The organism is Pseudoxanthomonas sp. F11 (assembly GCF_037046485.1).
Taxonomy (GTDB): domain Bacteria; phylum Pseudomonadota; class Gammaproteobacteria; order Xanthomonadales; family Xanthomonadaceae; genus Pseudoxanthomonas_A.
On record NZ_JBANLZ010000002.1, the window covers coordinates 933865 to 948431 of the forward strand.

14 protein-coding genes are annotated in these 14567 nt (G+C 69.1%); 3 read left to right on the plus strand and 11 right to left on the minus strand.

The annotated features are described in order from the left end of the window. The first annotated feature begins 11 nt into the window (after positions 1-11). Positions 12-1454 carry a metalloprotease TldD gene (gene tldD / locus V8246_RS10195; RefSeq protein ID WP_336188990.1) on the plus strand — a complete coding sequence of 481 codons (1443 nt, stop codon included), beginning with the start codon at positions 12-14 and terminating at the stop codon, positions 1452-1454. Between the two features lie 162 nt (positions 1455-1616). Here tldD and yjgA read toward each other — a convergent pair whose 3' ends face one another. Then, positions 1617-2168, minus strand: a complete 552-nt coding sequence (yjgA, locus tag V8246_RS10200) for a ribosome biogenesis factor YjgA (RefSeq protein ID WP_336188991.1) — start codon at positions 2166-2168, stop codon at positions 1617-1619. 98 nt (positions 2169-2266) lie between these two features. Here yjgA and pmbA point away from each other — a divergent pair, with 98 nt between their 5' ends. Both pmbA and V8246_RS10210 read left to right on the plus strand, forming a co-directional pair. After that, a complete protein-coding gene (gene pmbA, locus V8246_RS10205) occupies positions 2267-3625 on the plus strand; it encodes a metalloprotease PmbA (RefSeq protein WP_336188992.1) in 1359 nt (452 codons plus the stop codon). 117 nt (positions 3626-3742) lie between these two features. Continuing rightward, positions 3743-4120, plus strand: a complete 378-nt coding sequence (locus V8246_RS10210) for a DUF4870 domain-containing protein (protein ID WP_336188993.1) — start codon at positions 3743-3745, stop codon at positions 4118-4120. 58 nt (positions 4121-4178) lie between these two features. Here the strand turns inward: V8246_RS10210 and V8246_RS10215 are convergent, their stop codons facing one another. The 10 genes from V8246_RS10215 to rnhB form a co-directional block, all read right to left on the minus strand. Next, complete coding sequence (locus V8246_RS10215) at positions 4179-5057, minus strand: farnesyl diphosphate synthase (RefSeq protein WP_336188994.1); 879 nt, start codon at positions 5055-5057, stop codon at positions 4179-4181. Then, positions 5047-5307, minus strand: a complete 261-nt coding sequence (locus tag V8246_RS10220; RefSeq protein WP_336188995.1) for an exodeoxyribonuclease VII small subunit — start codon at positions 5305-5307, stop codon at positions 5047-5049. Before V8246_RS10220 ends, V8246_RS10215 begins: the two co-directional genes overlap by 11 nt. A 48-nt stretch (positions 5308-5355) precedes the next feature. Continuing rightward, positions 5356-6660: a tRNA lysidine(34) synthetase TilS gene (gene tilS, locus V8246_RS10225; protein ID WP_336188996.1), complete on the minus strand. Its 1305-nt coding sequence runs from the start codon at positions 6658-6660 to the stop codon at positions 5356-5358. 151 nt (positions 6661-6811) lie between these two features. After that, entirely contained in the window at positions 6812-7000 is a 189-nt protein-coding gene (locus V8246_RS10230; protein ID WP_336188997.1) for a hypothetical protein, read from the minus strand. A gap of 109 nt (positions 7001-7109) precedes the next feature. Continuing rightward, complete coding sequence (locus V8246_RS10235; RefSeq protein ID WP_336188998.1) at positions 7110-7856, minus strand: tetratricopeptide repeat protein; 747 nt, start codon at positions 7854-7856, stop codon at positions 7110-7112. Next, entirely contained in the window at positions 7853-8533 is a 681-nt protein-coding gene (locus V8246_RS10240) for a transglycosylase domain-containing protein (RefSeq protein WP_336188999.1), read from the minus strand. Before V8246_RS10240 ends, V8246_RS10235 begins: the two co-directional genes overlap by 4 nt. Positions 8534-8571: 38 nt before the next feature. Further along, entirely contained in the window at positions 8572-9531 is a 960-nt protein-coding gene (locus V8246_RS10245) for an acetyl-CoA carboxylase carboxyltransferase subunit alpha (RefSeq protein ID WP_336189000.1), read from the minus strand. A gap of 97 nt (positions 9532-9628) precedes the next feature. Further along, positions 9629-13186, minus strand: coding sequence for a DNA polymerase III subunit alpha (gene dnaE, locus V8246_RS10250; protein WP_336189001.1), 3558 nt, complete (start codon positions 13184-13186; stop codon positions 9629-9631). A gap of 180 nt (positions 13187-13366) precedes the next feature. Then, the gene (locus V8246_RS10255) at positions 13367-13777 is read right to left on the minus strand and encodes a hypothetical protein (protein ID WP_336189002.1); all 411 of its coding nucleotides are present in this window, start codon (positions 13775-13777) and stop codon (positions 13367-13369) included. A 150-nt stretch (positions 13778-13927) separates the two neighbouring features. Further along, on the minus strand, positions 13928-14533 hold the full coding sequence (rnhB, locus tag V8246_RS10260) for a ribonuclease HII (RefSeq protein ID WP_336189003.1): 606 nt from the start codon (positions 14531-14533) through the stop codon (positions 13928-13930). Positions 14534-14567 lie beyond the last annotated feature (34 nt).

A 14567-nucleotide genomic window follows, 5' to 3' on the forward strand; every position in this document is an offset into this window, starting at 1 on the left:
ATGGTGAAGACATGACCCTGCCGATCCCGCTCGCCGAAACCCGTCTCCTCCTGCCCGCCGGCCTGGACCCGGCGGGACTCGACCGCGCCTTCGGCACACTGCTGGGGCCGGGCATCGACTTCGGCGACCTGTATTTCCAGCATGCGCGCCGCGAAAGCTGGACGGTCGAGGACGGCATCGTCAAGGACGGCGCGCATTCCATCGAGCAGGGCGTGGGCGTGCGCGCGATCTCCGGCGAAAAGACCGGCTTCGCCTATTCCGACGACATCAACGCACAGGCGCTGCTCGATGCCTCGAAATCGGCGCGCGCCATCGCCCGCGACGGTGCGGCGCACGCGCCGCGCGCGCTGGTGCGCAGCGGCGGCCGCGCACTGTACGCCGGCGACGACCCCATCGATGCGATGGCCAACGATGCCAAGGTCGAGGCATTGCGCGCGGTGGATCGCTTCCTGCGCGCCGCCGATCCGCGCGTGCAGCAGGTCACCGTCAGCCTGTCCGGCGGCATCGACACGGTGCTGGTGGCGCGCAGCGATGGCGTGCTGGCGTCCGACGTGCGTCCGCTGGTGCGCCTGAACGTGCAGGTCATCGTGGAACAGAACGGTCGTCGCGAATCCGGCTATGCCGGCATGGGCGGCCGCTACGGCTATGCGGAACTGTTCGCCGACGGCAAGCCCGAAGACCTCGCGCGCGAAGCGCTGCGCCAGGCGCTGGTGAATCTGGAGGCGATCGATGCGCCGGCCGGCGTGATGCCGGTGGTACTGGGCAGCGGCTGGCCCGGCGTACTGCTGCACGAAGCCGTCGGCCACGGCCTGGAGGGCGACTTCAACCGCAAGGGCACCAGCGTGTACGCCGGCCGCATCGGGCAGCAGGTCGCATCGAAGGGCGTCACCATCGTCGACGACGGTACGCTGCCGGGTCGCCGCGGTTCGCTCAACATCGACGACGAAGGTACACCGACAAACTGCACCACGCTGATCGAGGATGGCGTGCTGGTGGGTTACATGCAGGACACCCACAACGCACGCCTGATGGGCGTGGCGCCTACCGGCAACGGCCGTCGAGAATCGTTTGCGCACCTGCCGATGCCGCGCATGACCAACACCTACATGCGGGCCGGACAGGACGATCCGGAAGACATGATCCGCTCGGTGAAAAAGGGCCTGTACGCGGTCAATTTCGGCGGCGGCCAGGTCGACATCACCAGCGGCAAGTACGTGTTCTCCGCCACTGAGGCCTACCTGATCGAAGACGGCCGCATCACCGCGCCGGTGAAGGGCGCCACCCTGATCGGCAACGGGCCGGAGACGATGCAGAAGGTGAAGATGGTCGGCCACGATCTGGCGCTGGACCAGGGCGTCGGCATCTGCGGCAAGGACGGCCAGAGCGTGCCGGTGGGCGTGGGTCAGCCGTCGTTGCTGATCGAAGGGCTGACGGTGGGCGGGACGAAGGCGTGATACCTGCCTGTCTGTGCCTTCTCCCTTCGAGAGAGGGGGGCGTGAAGCGCCGGATGAGGGGCGAGCGGAGTCACGATGTTTGATGCGTCTCGACTTTCGTCGCCCCGCACCCCAACCCCTCTCCCCCGCAGGGACTTCCTTCGGTCGCCGACGGGAGAGGGGCTACTCGGCGGCGGCTTCGTCGTCTTGCGTGTCCGTCGAGGACAGCAGCTCACGCACCTCGCGGAACAGGTCGCGGAACGCACGCGGCGGTTTGTTCTTCGCGCGTTCGTCGGTGGCGTTGCGGACCAGTTGGCGAAGCTTCTGCCGGTCGGCCGTGGGGAATTCCTCCAGCAGCGCGGCCAGCGCGTCGTCGCCATCGGCCAGCAGACGGTCGCGCCACTGCTCGGCCTGGTGCAGCAGGGCGGTTTCGCGGCGCGCGGCTTCGCCGCCCTCGTCCATCGCGTCGCGGATCGCTTCCAGCACTTCATCTTCCTCGCGTCGCATCTGCTTGGCGAGGAACTGCAACTGGCGCTTGTGCGCGATGTGCGAGGTGATGCGCTGCGTTTCCACGATGTGCGGCATCAGCTCGTCGGGAATCGGCAGGCGCGCCAGCTGCGCGGCGGGAAGCGCCACCAGCTTCTCGGCCAGGCTGCGGATCTCCAGCGCCTCGATCCGCTGCTGGGTACGGCTTGGGCTATAGAATTCGCCGGTTTCGGGGTCGCGTCCGCGCATGGTGAAGCCTCTCTGTCGCTTCCACGTCACGCCGTGGAAGCCTGATCGAATGCCGATCCGCCGCCCGTGCGCGGATCACTGGACACAAGGATAAAGCATTGAACGCCACCGCCCTGACTTCCCCCGACGACAGCCTCGCCCGGCTCGAACGCCTGGAGGCGCTGTCACGGCGCCTGCTGGACCGCGCGCGGTCCCACGGTGCCACCCAGGCCGAGGTGAGCTGCAGCGAGGAAACCGGCCTCAACGTCAGCGTGCGCCTGGGCGAGGTGGAAACGGTGGAGTCCACCCGCGACCGCGGCATCGGCGTGACCGTCTATTTCGGCAAGCGCAAGGGCAGCGCCAGTACCGCCGACCTGCGCGAGGAGAGCCTGGAGGCCACGGTGGAACAGGCCTGCGCCATCGCACGCTTCACCGAGGACGACGAGGCCGCCGGGCTGGCCGATGCCGCGCTGATGGCGCGCGAGTTCCCGGAGCTGGATGTCTGGCATCCCTGGGCGCTGGACATGGACCGCGCCGTCGATCTGGCGCTGGCCTGCGAAGCGGCGGGCCGCGACGCCGACGCGCGCATCGAGAACTCCGACGGCGCTTCCATCGGCAGCGGCGAAAGCCTGTCGGTGTACGCCAATTCGCACGGCTTCATCGGCCGCGAGCGCGACACCCAGCATACGATCGGCTGCGCGTTGATCGCCGGGCAGGGCGATGCCATGCAGCGCGACGGCTGGTACAGCACCGCCCTGTCGTATCAGGAACTCGAAGATCCGGCGGCCATCGGCCGCAAAGCCGCCGAGCGGACGGTGGCCCGCCTGCAGCCGCGTTCGCTGGCGACCGGCGAGTATCCGGTGCTGTTCTCGGCGGAGGTGGCGCGTTCGCTGGTCGGTCACCTGCTGGGCGCGGTCTCCGGCGGCGCGCTGTACCGGAAAGCCAGCTTCCTGCTGGATCATGTGGGCCAGCGCATCTTCCCCGACTGGTTCGCCATCGAGGAACTGCCGCTGCTGCCGCATGGCCTGCGTTCGGCCGCGTTCGATGCGGAGGGCGTGGCGACGAGGCGCTCCCACCTCATCCGCGATGGCGTGCTGGAGCGCTATGTGTTGGGCAGTTACTCGGCGCGCAGGCTCGGTCTGCAGACCACCGGCAACGCCGGCGGCGTGCACAACCTGCAGGTGAAGGCGAACGCGGGCGGTTTCGACGACCTGCTGGCCGGCATGCGCAGCGGGCTGCTGGTCACCGAGCTGATGGGGCAGGGCGTGAACGGCGTGACCGGCGACTACTCGCGCGGTGCGGCCGGGTTCTGGGTGGAGCAGGGCGTGATCGCCTACCCCGTGGACGGCATCACCATCGCGGGCAACCTCAAGACGATCTTCGCAGGCATCGAGGCGGTGGGGCGCGATGTGGACAGGCGCTCCCATGTCGGCGTGGGCTCGGTCCTCGTAGGCCGCATGACCGTGGCGGGCGAATAGGCGGTAGGCGGGGCCGTGGCCGCCGCCGACGCGGTTACCCGTTATGCTTGGCATGCGGAGTGCTGCGGGGGTTCGCGGCACTCGACCGCCCACCCACCACTTAGGGGAATCACCTAGATGAGCGAATTCGACAACGTCACCGCACCGCCGCCGCCGACCTCAGGCGATGCGCCCCAGGACCAGCGCACCATGTCGCTGCTGGCGCACCTGCTGGGCATCGTCACCGGCCCGATCGGCGCGCTGATCATCTGGCTGGTCAGCAAGGACGACGCATCCAAGGGCTTCGTCGTGGACCAGTCCAAGGAAGCGCTGAACTTCCAGATCACGGTGTTCATCGCCATCGTCATCTCGTGGATCCTGGCTTTCGTGCTGATCGGCCTGCTGCTGATGCCGCTGGTCGGCATCGCCAACCTGGTGCTGTGCATCATCGCCGGCATCAAGGCCAACAACGGCGAGTCCTACCGCTATCCGTTCGCCCTGCGCCTGATCAAGTAAGCGATCGTCGCGGGGAAGAAAAAAGCCCGGCATCGCCGGGCTTTTTTCATGCCCTCGCTCAGTGCGCGCGATGGATCGCCAGCTCGCCGAGCGCGCGCAGCGCATCGGCATCACCGTCGTACGGAGCCAGTGCCTCGCGCATGCGCGCGTCCAGTTCGGCGAGCTTCGCTTTCGCGCCGTCCATGCCCAGCAGGGCCGGATAGGTGGATTTGGCCTGCGCCACGTCCTTGCCGGCGGTCTTGCCCAGCTGTTCGGAACTGGCCTCGATGTCGAGGATGTCGTCGCGCACCTGGAACGCCAGCCCCAGCGCCGTGGCGAAATCGTCCAGCCGCGCGAGCGTGGCGGCGTCGGCTGCGCCGGCCAGCGCGCCCATGCGCACGGCGGCGCGGATCAGGGCGCCGGTCTTGAGGGCATGCATCCGCTGCAGGTCGTCCAGCGTCTGCCGCGCCCCGGTGGCATCGATGTCCAGCGCCTGGCCACCGCACATGCCGGCCGCGCCGGAGGCCTGCGCCAGCGTGCCCAGCCAGTCCACCCGCAGCGTCGCGGCGACGTCAGCCGATGCCAGCACTTCGAACGCGCGCGTCTGCAGTGCATCGCCGGCGAGGATGGCGGTGGCTTCGTCGAAGGCGATGTGCACCGTGGGCTTGCCGCGGCGCAGATCGTCGTCGTCCATCGCCGGCAGGTCGTCGTGCACCAGCGAATAGGCATGGATCAGCTCGACCGCGATGGCCGGCGCATGCAGTGTGGCTTCGTCCGCCTGCAGCAGCGTGCCGCCGGCATAGACCAGCAGGGCGCGCATGCGCTTGCCGCCACCGAGTACGGCGTGGCGCATGGCGGCATGCAGGCGTCGCGGGGCGGTGTCGGCCGGTGGCAGGGCGCGATCCAGATGGCCTTCCAGCGCTGCCGACCAGGCGGCGAAACGCGGATCAGCGGCCATCGGGCGCGGGCGCGAAGGCGTCGCCGTTCTCCGGCTGTTCCGGATCGCTGAGCAGGCGCACGCGCAGTTCCGCCTGCTCGAGCGCGGCCTGGCACTGGCGATACAGGCCCACGCCGCGTTCGTAGGCGGCCAGCGAGGCTTCCAGGCTCAGGTCGCCGTGTTCCATCTTCTCGACCAGTTGCTCGAGTTCGTCCAGCGACTGCTCGAAATGGGCGACGGGCGAGGCGTCTGCGGGGGTCTTCTTGGGCATGCGGCAAGTGTGGGGATCGGGCGCGGTCAGGTCAAACGCAGGACAGACTCAGCCGCGCCGCCATACCAGTCGCGCACCGTGCGTCCGCAACCAGGTGTCGGCGTCGGCCGACAGCACCAGGTCGCCCGCCGCCCACAGCGCGTCGCCACGCCAGAGCAGCGGAAGCTGGCGGCGCTCCCAGGGCGGGATGCCGAGCGCCAGCAGCACGTCTTTCAGGGCGTGACGGTGGGACCGGCCCGGCAAGGCGATGCGCTCGCCGCCGCGGCGCGCACCCACCTGCAAGGGCGTGCCGAACCGGTGATCGCCGCCCTCCAGCGACAGGGTGCCGCCATCCGGCAGTGCGAGCGGGCCCGTCCCGTCCCAGTCGGCATGCCAGTCCGCGGGTAGGACGCTGTGCATGCGCTCGGCATGCAGGAGCCCGCGCCATCGACGCACCACCGCACCCTGCCAGGCGAACTCCGCCTGCGCATCGGCCCGTGCGTCCATCAGGTGGGCTTCGATGCGCGCCACCCCTTCCGCCGGCAGCGGCGGCAGCGACAGGCCCTCGATCCATCGGCGCAGCACGCGTGCGCGCTGGGCGCGTGCGACCTCGCGCAGCGGGGCGATGGTCAGCGCGGCGGGGTCGGCGGTGGCCGCTTCCGCGAGCAGGCGTGCATCCTGGCGCGCCAGCAGGTCCGCGGCCTCTGCGCTGAGTGTCGCGCTGCGCGCGAACGCGGCATCCGCCTGCGGCCAGCGCTGTCGCAGGCGGGGCAGGATGTCGTGGCGGAGGAAATTGCGGTCGGCATCGGTGCGGGCGTTGCTGGGGTCTTCGATCCAGCGCAGTCCATGTGCAGAGGCGTAGGCCTGCAATGCGTCGCGCGGCGTGTGCAGCAGTGGTCGCCATTGCCATCCCGGGCCGAAGCGGCGCCAGGGCCGCATCGCCGCCAGCCCGTCGGGGCCCGAGGCACGCAGGGCGCGCAACAGGAAGGTCTCCGCCTGGTCTTCCAGATGGTGGGCCGTGGCCAGAATGTCGCCGGGCGCCATGACGGCGGCGAACGCCTCGCGCCGCGCATGCCGCGCCGCCGCTTCAGGGCCCTCGCCCCGGGTGGCATCGACCCGCACATGCCGCACCTGCAGGGCCACCTCCAGCGCCGCGCAGGCCGCGGCACAGTGCGTCACCCAGGCGTCGGCTTCGGGTTGTAGCCTATGGTGCACGTGGACGGCGCCCAGTCCGCGGCGCCGCAGATCCGGATCCTGCGCCAGACGATGCAGCAGGACGGACGAATCCCGTCCGCCGCTCAACGCCACCCACACGCGTCCTTCCGTGGCGGCGGGCAGCAGGGGCAGGGACGGGGACGGGGACGGAGGGCGCATCCGCGCATGCTAGCGATGAAGCGGTCGGCACGCAGCCTGGGTCCACCATCGCGGCCGCGCCTGCGCCCCGGGCTCCCGTGCTTCGCAAGCCGACTCCGGCGAACGGAACGATGGGTCGGCCGCATCGCGCGGGCCGTGCCGCGCGCGGCGTCTACCTGACCTGTTGCAGGATGACGATCAGGGCGCCGGTCCAGCACGCGCCGACGAACAGACCCAGCACCAGATGCTGGCTTACGCCCGCGCGATGGAAGCGCCAGCGGTTCACCCCCAGCGCCACGATCACCGGTAGTACGAACAGGACCGTCGGCAGCATCCACCAGGGTAACGACAGCAGGTCCATCCCACTCTCCCGCGTGCGTGGCCGGCAATGCGCCGGCCTGGATACATCATCGCGCACCGCGCGCGCGCCGGCCTTGATCGTGGTCAACCGTCCGTCGTCGCGGACGCGGTCAGTCCAGCGAGGCGAGCTCGCGCCGGGCGAGGGCGATCCAGTCCTGCTGTTCGCGGCGGTAATAGTGGGGTGCCGCATCGGAGCGGTCGAGGATCTCCTGGAACAGGCTGCGCGCCCGTGCATGCTCGCCCAGACGCTTCAGCAGCAGGCCGAAGCGCGCGCGGGCCTCTTCGCCAGGATAACCCTGCACGACGGCCTCGTACTCATGGATGGCGGCCGCGGCGTCGGCGGTGTCTTCCACTGCGCGCGCATACAACAGGTGGCCGTCGACGGAACGGAAGGAGGGATTGGCGGCAATCAGCGCGTCCAGCGTGGCGCGGGCCTTGGCCGACTCGCCCAGGCCGAACTGTGCCTTCGCCAGTCCCAGCATCAGGTCCGGATCGCTGGCGTAAAGGCCCTTGAGCGCCTGCCCGTAGAGCTCCGATGCGTGCGCATAGTCGCCGCTGCGCAGGCTCTCCTCGGCCAGCCGCCGCCGGTTCGCAGGCGTATCGGCGGCCTTCAGCAGCCTGGCGGCGTCGCGCCGATCACGGTCGGGGTCGATGCGATCGCGCATGCTGCGTACCGTGCGCCGTGCGGACGGATGGTGGCGCAGCTCGGGCAGGATCTCGGCGATGAAGTAGATGATCACCGCAAGGAAGGAGAACAGCAGCAGGATGAAGACCCAGTACAGCGGACGTCCCGTGCGCACCACGTGCACGCAGCAGGCGATCTGCAGGGCGAAGGACAGCAGCAGGAGTGGACTCATGGTGCGGGTGCGGCTCCCGATTCCGGACAGGCGGAAGGCCGCATTCTAGCCAGCGCCACGCGCAGGGCGCTCCCCGCATCGACGAAACCCGCGCGCTTCGCCGCCCATGGATAGCGTTGGGCGAATCGCTCCGGCCGGCAGACGGGATGGTAGTAGGACGGCCCTTTCATCAGCGTGATCAGCAACAGGCGCTCTTCGGGGACCAGGTCGTCCAAAGGCCGGCCGTACCACGCGAGCGCGGCTTGTTCGATGCCCCTGGCGCCGCGACCGAACGTTGACTCTGCCAGTATCGTGTCGACCATGCGTTCCAGGGGCCAGTCGCGACTGGCGCGGATGGCAGCGGCCGAGTCGAGGAGATGCCCGCGCAGCCCGCGTGTCGGATGCGCCTGTCGCATGGCCAGGGTCCGCCCCGCGCGACTGAGCAGTCCCAACTGGGAGTCGACGGGGGCACCCTGCCAGCCCGAGAGCTGCCACAGCCGGTAACCCCACGCGCTTACGGGATTGAGGCGCGGCACATCCTCAATGCCGCACGCCTCGGCATCCAGATAGAGCGCGCGCAGGTCGGGCGTGGCGCGGTAGCGGTTGGGCGCACGATGATCGGGAAAGTCCGATGCACCGACCGCGTAGAGGCCGAAGCACAGGGCCACGACGAACCCGGCGACAACCAGCAGCGTCACGAGGAGGGCTCTGACCCTGGCCATCCCCGGCGATGGCTTCAGGCCGCTTCGTACGCGCCGTAACCGCGCAGGCGCGCGTAGCGCTTGGCCAGCAGATCCTCGACGGGTAGCCGCTCCAGCGCATCGAGTTCATTGAGCAGCACAGCCTTCAGGCGCACCGCCATCTGGCGCGGGTTGCGGTGGGCGCCGCCGATGGGCTCGCGCACGACCTTGTCGACCAGGCCCAGGCCATGCAGGCGCTTGGCGGTCAGGCCCAGTTGTTCGGCGGCGTCCTTGGCCTTGGCGGCGTCCTTCCACAGGATCGACGCGCAGCCTTCCGGCGAGATCACCGAGTACGTGCCGTACTCCAGCATCAGCGTGCGGTCGCCGACGCCGATGGCCAGCGCGCCGCCGCTGCCGCCTTCGCCGATCACCGTGCAGATGATCGGGATCTTCAGTTCCGCCATTTCCATCAGGTTGCGGGCGATGGCTTCGGACTGGCCGCGCTCTTCCGCGCCCACGCCGGGATACGCGCCGGGGGTGTCGATGAAGGTCAGCAGCGGCAGCTTGAAGCGTTCGGCCATCTTCATCAGGCGCAGCGCCTTGCGGTAACCCTCCGGACGCGGCATGCCGAAGTTGCGCGCGATCTTGCTCTTGGTGTCGCGGCCCTTCTGGTGGCCGATGATCATCACGCTGCGGCCGTCGATGCGGCCCAGGCCGCCGACGATGGCGCTGTCGTCGGCGAAGGCACGGTCGCCCGCCAGTTCCTGGAACTCGTCGCAGAAGACCTTGATGTAGTCCAGCGTGTACGGGCGCGCCGGGTGGCGGGCCAGCTGCGAAACCTGCCAGGGGGTCAGGTCGCGGAAGATCTGCGCCGTGCGGATGCGCAGCTTGTCCTGCAGGGCATGCACCTCGGCATCCACATTCACCGCCGGCCCGGTGCTGGCGGCGCGCAGGTCCTGGATCTTGGCTTCCAGGTCGGCGATGGGTTGTTCGAAGTCGAGGTAGTTCGGATTCATCTGCGGGCCGTGGGCCGGAAAGGGGGAAAGTGTAGCCGAAGCACCCCGGCGGTCACGTACGGGGGGGTAGGGCCGTGACGCCGCGCACGTGGCGCCGTCAGTTCGCCCACGGCCGGTAGAAGGCCGGCTTGGCGGTACGCACGCCGGGCATGGCGCGCAGGGCGTCCAGCAGTTCGGCATCCACGCGCACCGCCTTCTGGCCGTTGAGGTCCAGCATGCCGGCGATCACGCCGTCGCCGGCGCCCATCAGCAGGTCCAGGCGCAGCGGCGTGCCGCCGGGACGATGCCGCGACAGCAGGGCGTCCACGCGCTCCCACAGGCCCGGCACGCGCAGGTCCAGGCGCAGTTGCAGGCGTTGCGCATGTTGCTGGCACAGCTGCGCGTAATCCCACACCTGGCGGATGCGCAGGCTGTAGCCGCCACTGAATTCGTCCTCGCGCAGGCCGCCCTTGATGACCAGCACGCGGTCGCGCGTCAGCAGCGCACCGAACTCGGACAGCGCGTCGGAGAACGCGCTGCACTCGATACGCCCGCGTCCGTCCTCCAGCTGCACGAACACCTGGCTGTCGCCCTTGCGCCGGATGCCCACCACCTGGCCGGCGACGATCGCGCTGACCTCCGGCCGCCAGCCCTTCTTGTCCCCTCCGGAAGAGCTGGACCAGAGGCGGTCCAGCTCGCTCAGGTCGCTGCCGACCAGCGAACGCAGGTCGTCGCGGTAGGGATCCATCGGGTGGCCGCTGAGGTAGTGGCCCAGCGTCTCGCGTTCGCCGTGCAGCTTCTGTATCAGCGGCCATTCGTCCGTCACCGGCAGGTCGACGTGGATGTCGTCGCCCCCGCTGCTGGAGCCGAACATGTCGACGATGCCGGCGCTGCGGTTCTTGCTGATCTGGTCGATGGCCTTCAGCACTTCGGGCAACTGCAGCGCCAGCGAGGCGCGGTTGCGGCCCAGTGCGTCCAATGCGCCCGCGTTGATCAGGGCTTCCAGCGCGCGCTTGTTGAGCTTGGACGAATCGACGCGCTTGCAGAAATCGAACAGGTCGCGGAACTCGCCTCCTTCCCGCCGTGCCTCGACGATGCTCTCGCACACGCCCTGGCCCACGCCCTTCACCGCGCCCAGGCCGTAGCGGATGGTGCCGGCATCGGTGGCCACGAACATGAAGTCCGAATGGTTCACGTCCGGCGGCCGCACGTCGAGGCCCAGCCCGCGCGCTTCGTCGAGGAAGCCGACCACCTTCTCGGTCTTGTCCATGTCCGAGGACAGCGTGGCGGCCATGAACTCGGATGGGTAGTGCTTCTTCAGCCACGCGGTCTGGTAGGCGACCAGCGAGTACGCGGCGGCGTGCGACTTGTTGAAGCCGTAGCCGGCGAACTTCTCCATCAGGTCGAAGATCTCGTCGGCCTTGCGCTGATCCACGCCGCCCTTGGCCGCGCCCTCGCGGAAGATCTCGCGGTGCTTGGCCATTTCGGCCGGCACCTTCTTGCCCATCGCGCGGCGCAGCAGGTCGGCGCCGCCCAGCGAGTAGCCGCCGACGATCTGCGCCATCTGCATGACCTGCTCCTGGTAGACCATGATGCCGTAGGTCTCTTCCAGCATGGTCCGCGTGCGCGGGTCGGGGTATTCGAATTCTTCGCGGCCGTGCTTGCGCTCGACGAACGACGGGATCATGTCCATCGGGCCGGGGCGATACAGCGCGTTCAGCGCGATCAGGTCCTCGAACCGGTCGGGTTTGGCTTCCTTCAGTGCGCGGCGCATGCCCGAGGATTCGAACTGGAACACCGAGCCCGTGTTGCCGTTGGCGAACACGTCGCGGTAGACGCTGGCGTCGTCCAGCGGGATCGCGGTGATGTCGAGCGGCGGGATGCCGGCGCGCGCGTGGCGCTCGTTGATCGCCTTGACCGCCCAGTCGATGATCGTCAGCGTGCGCAGGCCCAGGAAGTCGAACTTCACCAGGCCGACCGCTTCCACGTCGTCCTTGTCGAACTGGGTGACCGGATTCTTGCCACGGCCGCCTTCGTCGTGTTCGGCGAACAGCGGGCAGAAGTCCGACAGCGGCGAGGGTGCGATCACGACGCCGCCGGCGTGCTTGCCGGCGTTGCGGGTGAGGTCTTCCAGCTGCCGCGCCAGGTCGATCAGGTCGCGGACGTCGTCTTCGTCGCGATAGCGGTCGATCAGTTCCTGCGACGCGGCCTCGCTGCTGCCTTCGCCCATCGCATCCTTCAGCGAAACGCCCAGGATGTTGGGGATGAGCTTGGCCACGCCGTCGACCAGGCCGTACGGGAAGCCGAGCACGCGACCGGCATCGCGCACCACCGCCTTGGCCGCCATCGTGCCGTAGGTGATGATCTGGCTGACGCGGTCGCGGCCGTACTTGCGCGCGACATAGTCGATCACCTCGTCGCGCCGGTCCATGCAGAAGTCGATGTCGAAGTCGGGCATCGACACGCGTTCCGGGTTGAGGAAGCGCTCGAACAGCAGGCCGTACGGCAGCGGGTCCAGGTCGGTGATCTGCAGCGCCCACGCCACCAGCGAGCCGGCGCCGGAACCGCGGCCCGGGCCGATCGGGATGCCGTGGTTTTTTCCCCATTGGATGAAGTCGGCCACGATCAGGAAGTAGCCGGGGAAGCCCATCTTGCAGATGGTGTCCAGCTCGAAGTCCAGCCGCTTCTCGTAGTCCTCGCGCGTATGGCCGGGCGCCAGCGGATTCTTCTCCAGGCGCGCCTTCAGGCCATCGTGCGACTGGCGGCGGATCCAGCTGTCCAGCGTCTCGTCGTCGGGCACGGGATACGCGGGCAGGAAGTACGTGCCCAGCCGCATCTCGATGTTGCAGCGCTGCGCCAGCGCCCGCGTGTTGTCGATGGCGTCCGGCACGTCGGCGAAAAGTTCGGCCATCTGCTCGGCCGACTTCATGTACTGCTCGGCGCTGTACTCGCGCGGGCGCTTGGGGTCGTCCAGCACGCGGCCGGAGGCGATGCACACACGCGCTTCATGCGCATCGAAATCGTCCGGAGACAGGAAGCGCACGTCGTTGCTGGCGATCACCGGCATGCCGCGCGTGCCTGCGGCGTGCAAGGCGAAGGCATTGAACGCCTCCTCGCCCTCGCGCTGCGTGCGCGTCAGTTCCAGGTGCAGGTCCTCGCCGAACGTGCGCTGCCAGTCGGCCAGGTGCTGTTCGGCCAGGTCGTGGCGGCCGGTCAGCGCCAGACGACCGGCCAGGCTCTGCCGGCCGATGATGGCGAACAGGCCCTGGTGGTCTGCGCGCAGCCATTCCGGTTCGATGGCGACGCCGTCGGTGCGGTGGCCTTCCATCCACGCGCGCGAGAGCAGCCGCGAAAGCGACAGGTAGCCTTCGCGGTCGCGGCACAGCAGGGTCACCGGCCATGGCGCTTCGCCGCCCTCGGCCACCATCACGTCGGCGCCGGCGATGGGCTTGATGCCCACACCCTCGGCGGCCTTGTAGAACTTCACCAGCGCGAACAGGTTGTTGCGGTCGGTGACCGCCAGTGCGGGCATGCCCAGTTCCACCGCCCGGCTCAGCAGGTTGGCCTGCTTGGCCTTCTTCGGATCGGCATGGTCCGGCTTTTCGGGCACGCGGATGATCGAATCCGCAAGCGAAAACTCGGTGTGCAGGTGGAGGTGGACGAAACGGGAAGACATGCCGGCTCGGAGTGCTGTCGGGGCAGCGTACCGGCGGGGGTGGGGTGGGGCAAGGCTTGACATTCCCGGTCCGCGGAACGGGCGGGGAGGAGCAAAAAAGAGCCGCCCGGGTGGGGCGGCATTGGGGAAAGCCCGAGGGGTCGGGGTGGGTTGGGCGCGGCCGCGCAGGCCGCGCACGCGTCAGTGGATGCGGAACATCGGTGCCGGTTCGGGGGCGTAGCTGCCGAAGCGCACATGCCTCAGATGCGTTTCCAGCGCCGCTTCGGCGTTGCGTGCGGCTTCCCAGTCGGCACGGGTGTAGCGCAGGGCCTCGTGCGCGCATCCGCGCAGCTGGGCCTCGAGATTGCGCAGGCGACGGAAGTCCAGGTAGCGCGCGGTCTCGTCGGCCACCAGCAGCCAGGTGGCTTCATCCAGCGAGGCGGCGTGCTGGCTGCGCAGCAGCGCCAGCGCCTGCTGCAGGCGCGTACGCACGGCGCCGTCGGACGACCAGTCGCGATCCGCCAGCAGACTGCGCAACAACTGCACGCGCGCGTCGTCCACGGGACGGGGCGGGGACGCCGGAGAGGGAGTGACGGGGTTCAGCAGGGTCATGGTGCACCTCGTGGGGGAGAGGGCTCCCGCGCGGGGTGGTGCGCAGGATGCAGGACCATGGTGCGCGCAGGCGGGAGTGCGCGCGCCTGCTGGAAGCCATCGTGACGATGGACACCGTGCCGGAGGTCACGCCTGAAGCGGCGTGCCGGGTCAGCGCCGGTCGAGCGCTTCGCGCACGGGAGCGAAGCTGCGCCGGTGGTGCACGCACGGACCATGCTGCGCCAGCGCGGACAGGTGCGCGGACGTGGGATAGCCCTTGTGCTGGTCGAAGCCGTACTGCGGGAATGCCGCGTGCAGCTGCACCATCATGCGGTCCCGCGACACTTTCGCCAGGATCGAGGCCGCCATGATGGCCGGCTCGATCGCATCGCCGCCGATCAGGGTTTCGGCCATGCAGTTCAGCCCTTTCGGCGCGCGGTTGCCGTCGATGCGGACCAGTTCGGGGAACGGCTGCAACGCCATGACCGCGCGACGCATGCCTTCCATCGTCGCCTGCAGGATGTTGAGACGGTCGATCTCGTCGGGTTCGACGAAGGTCACGTGCCACGCCAGCGCCTGTTCCTGGATCAGCGGAAACAGCGCTTCGCGCTTGGCTTCACTGAGCTGCTTGGAGTCGTTGAGTCCTGCGATGGGACGCGATTCGTCCAGGATCACGGCCGCGACGGCCACGGGACCGGCCAAGGGGCCGCGACCTGCTTCATCGACACCGGCAACAAGACGGACGATGGGATCCGGGAACAGCGAGGAGCCGGCCATCAAGAAGAGCTCCCTGTAGGAGCGACGTAAGTCG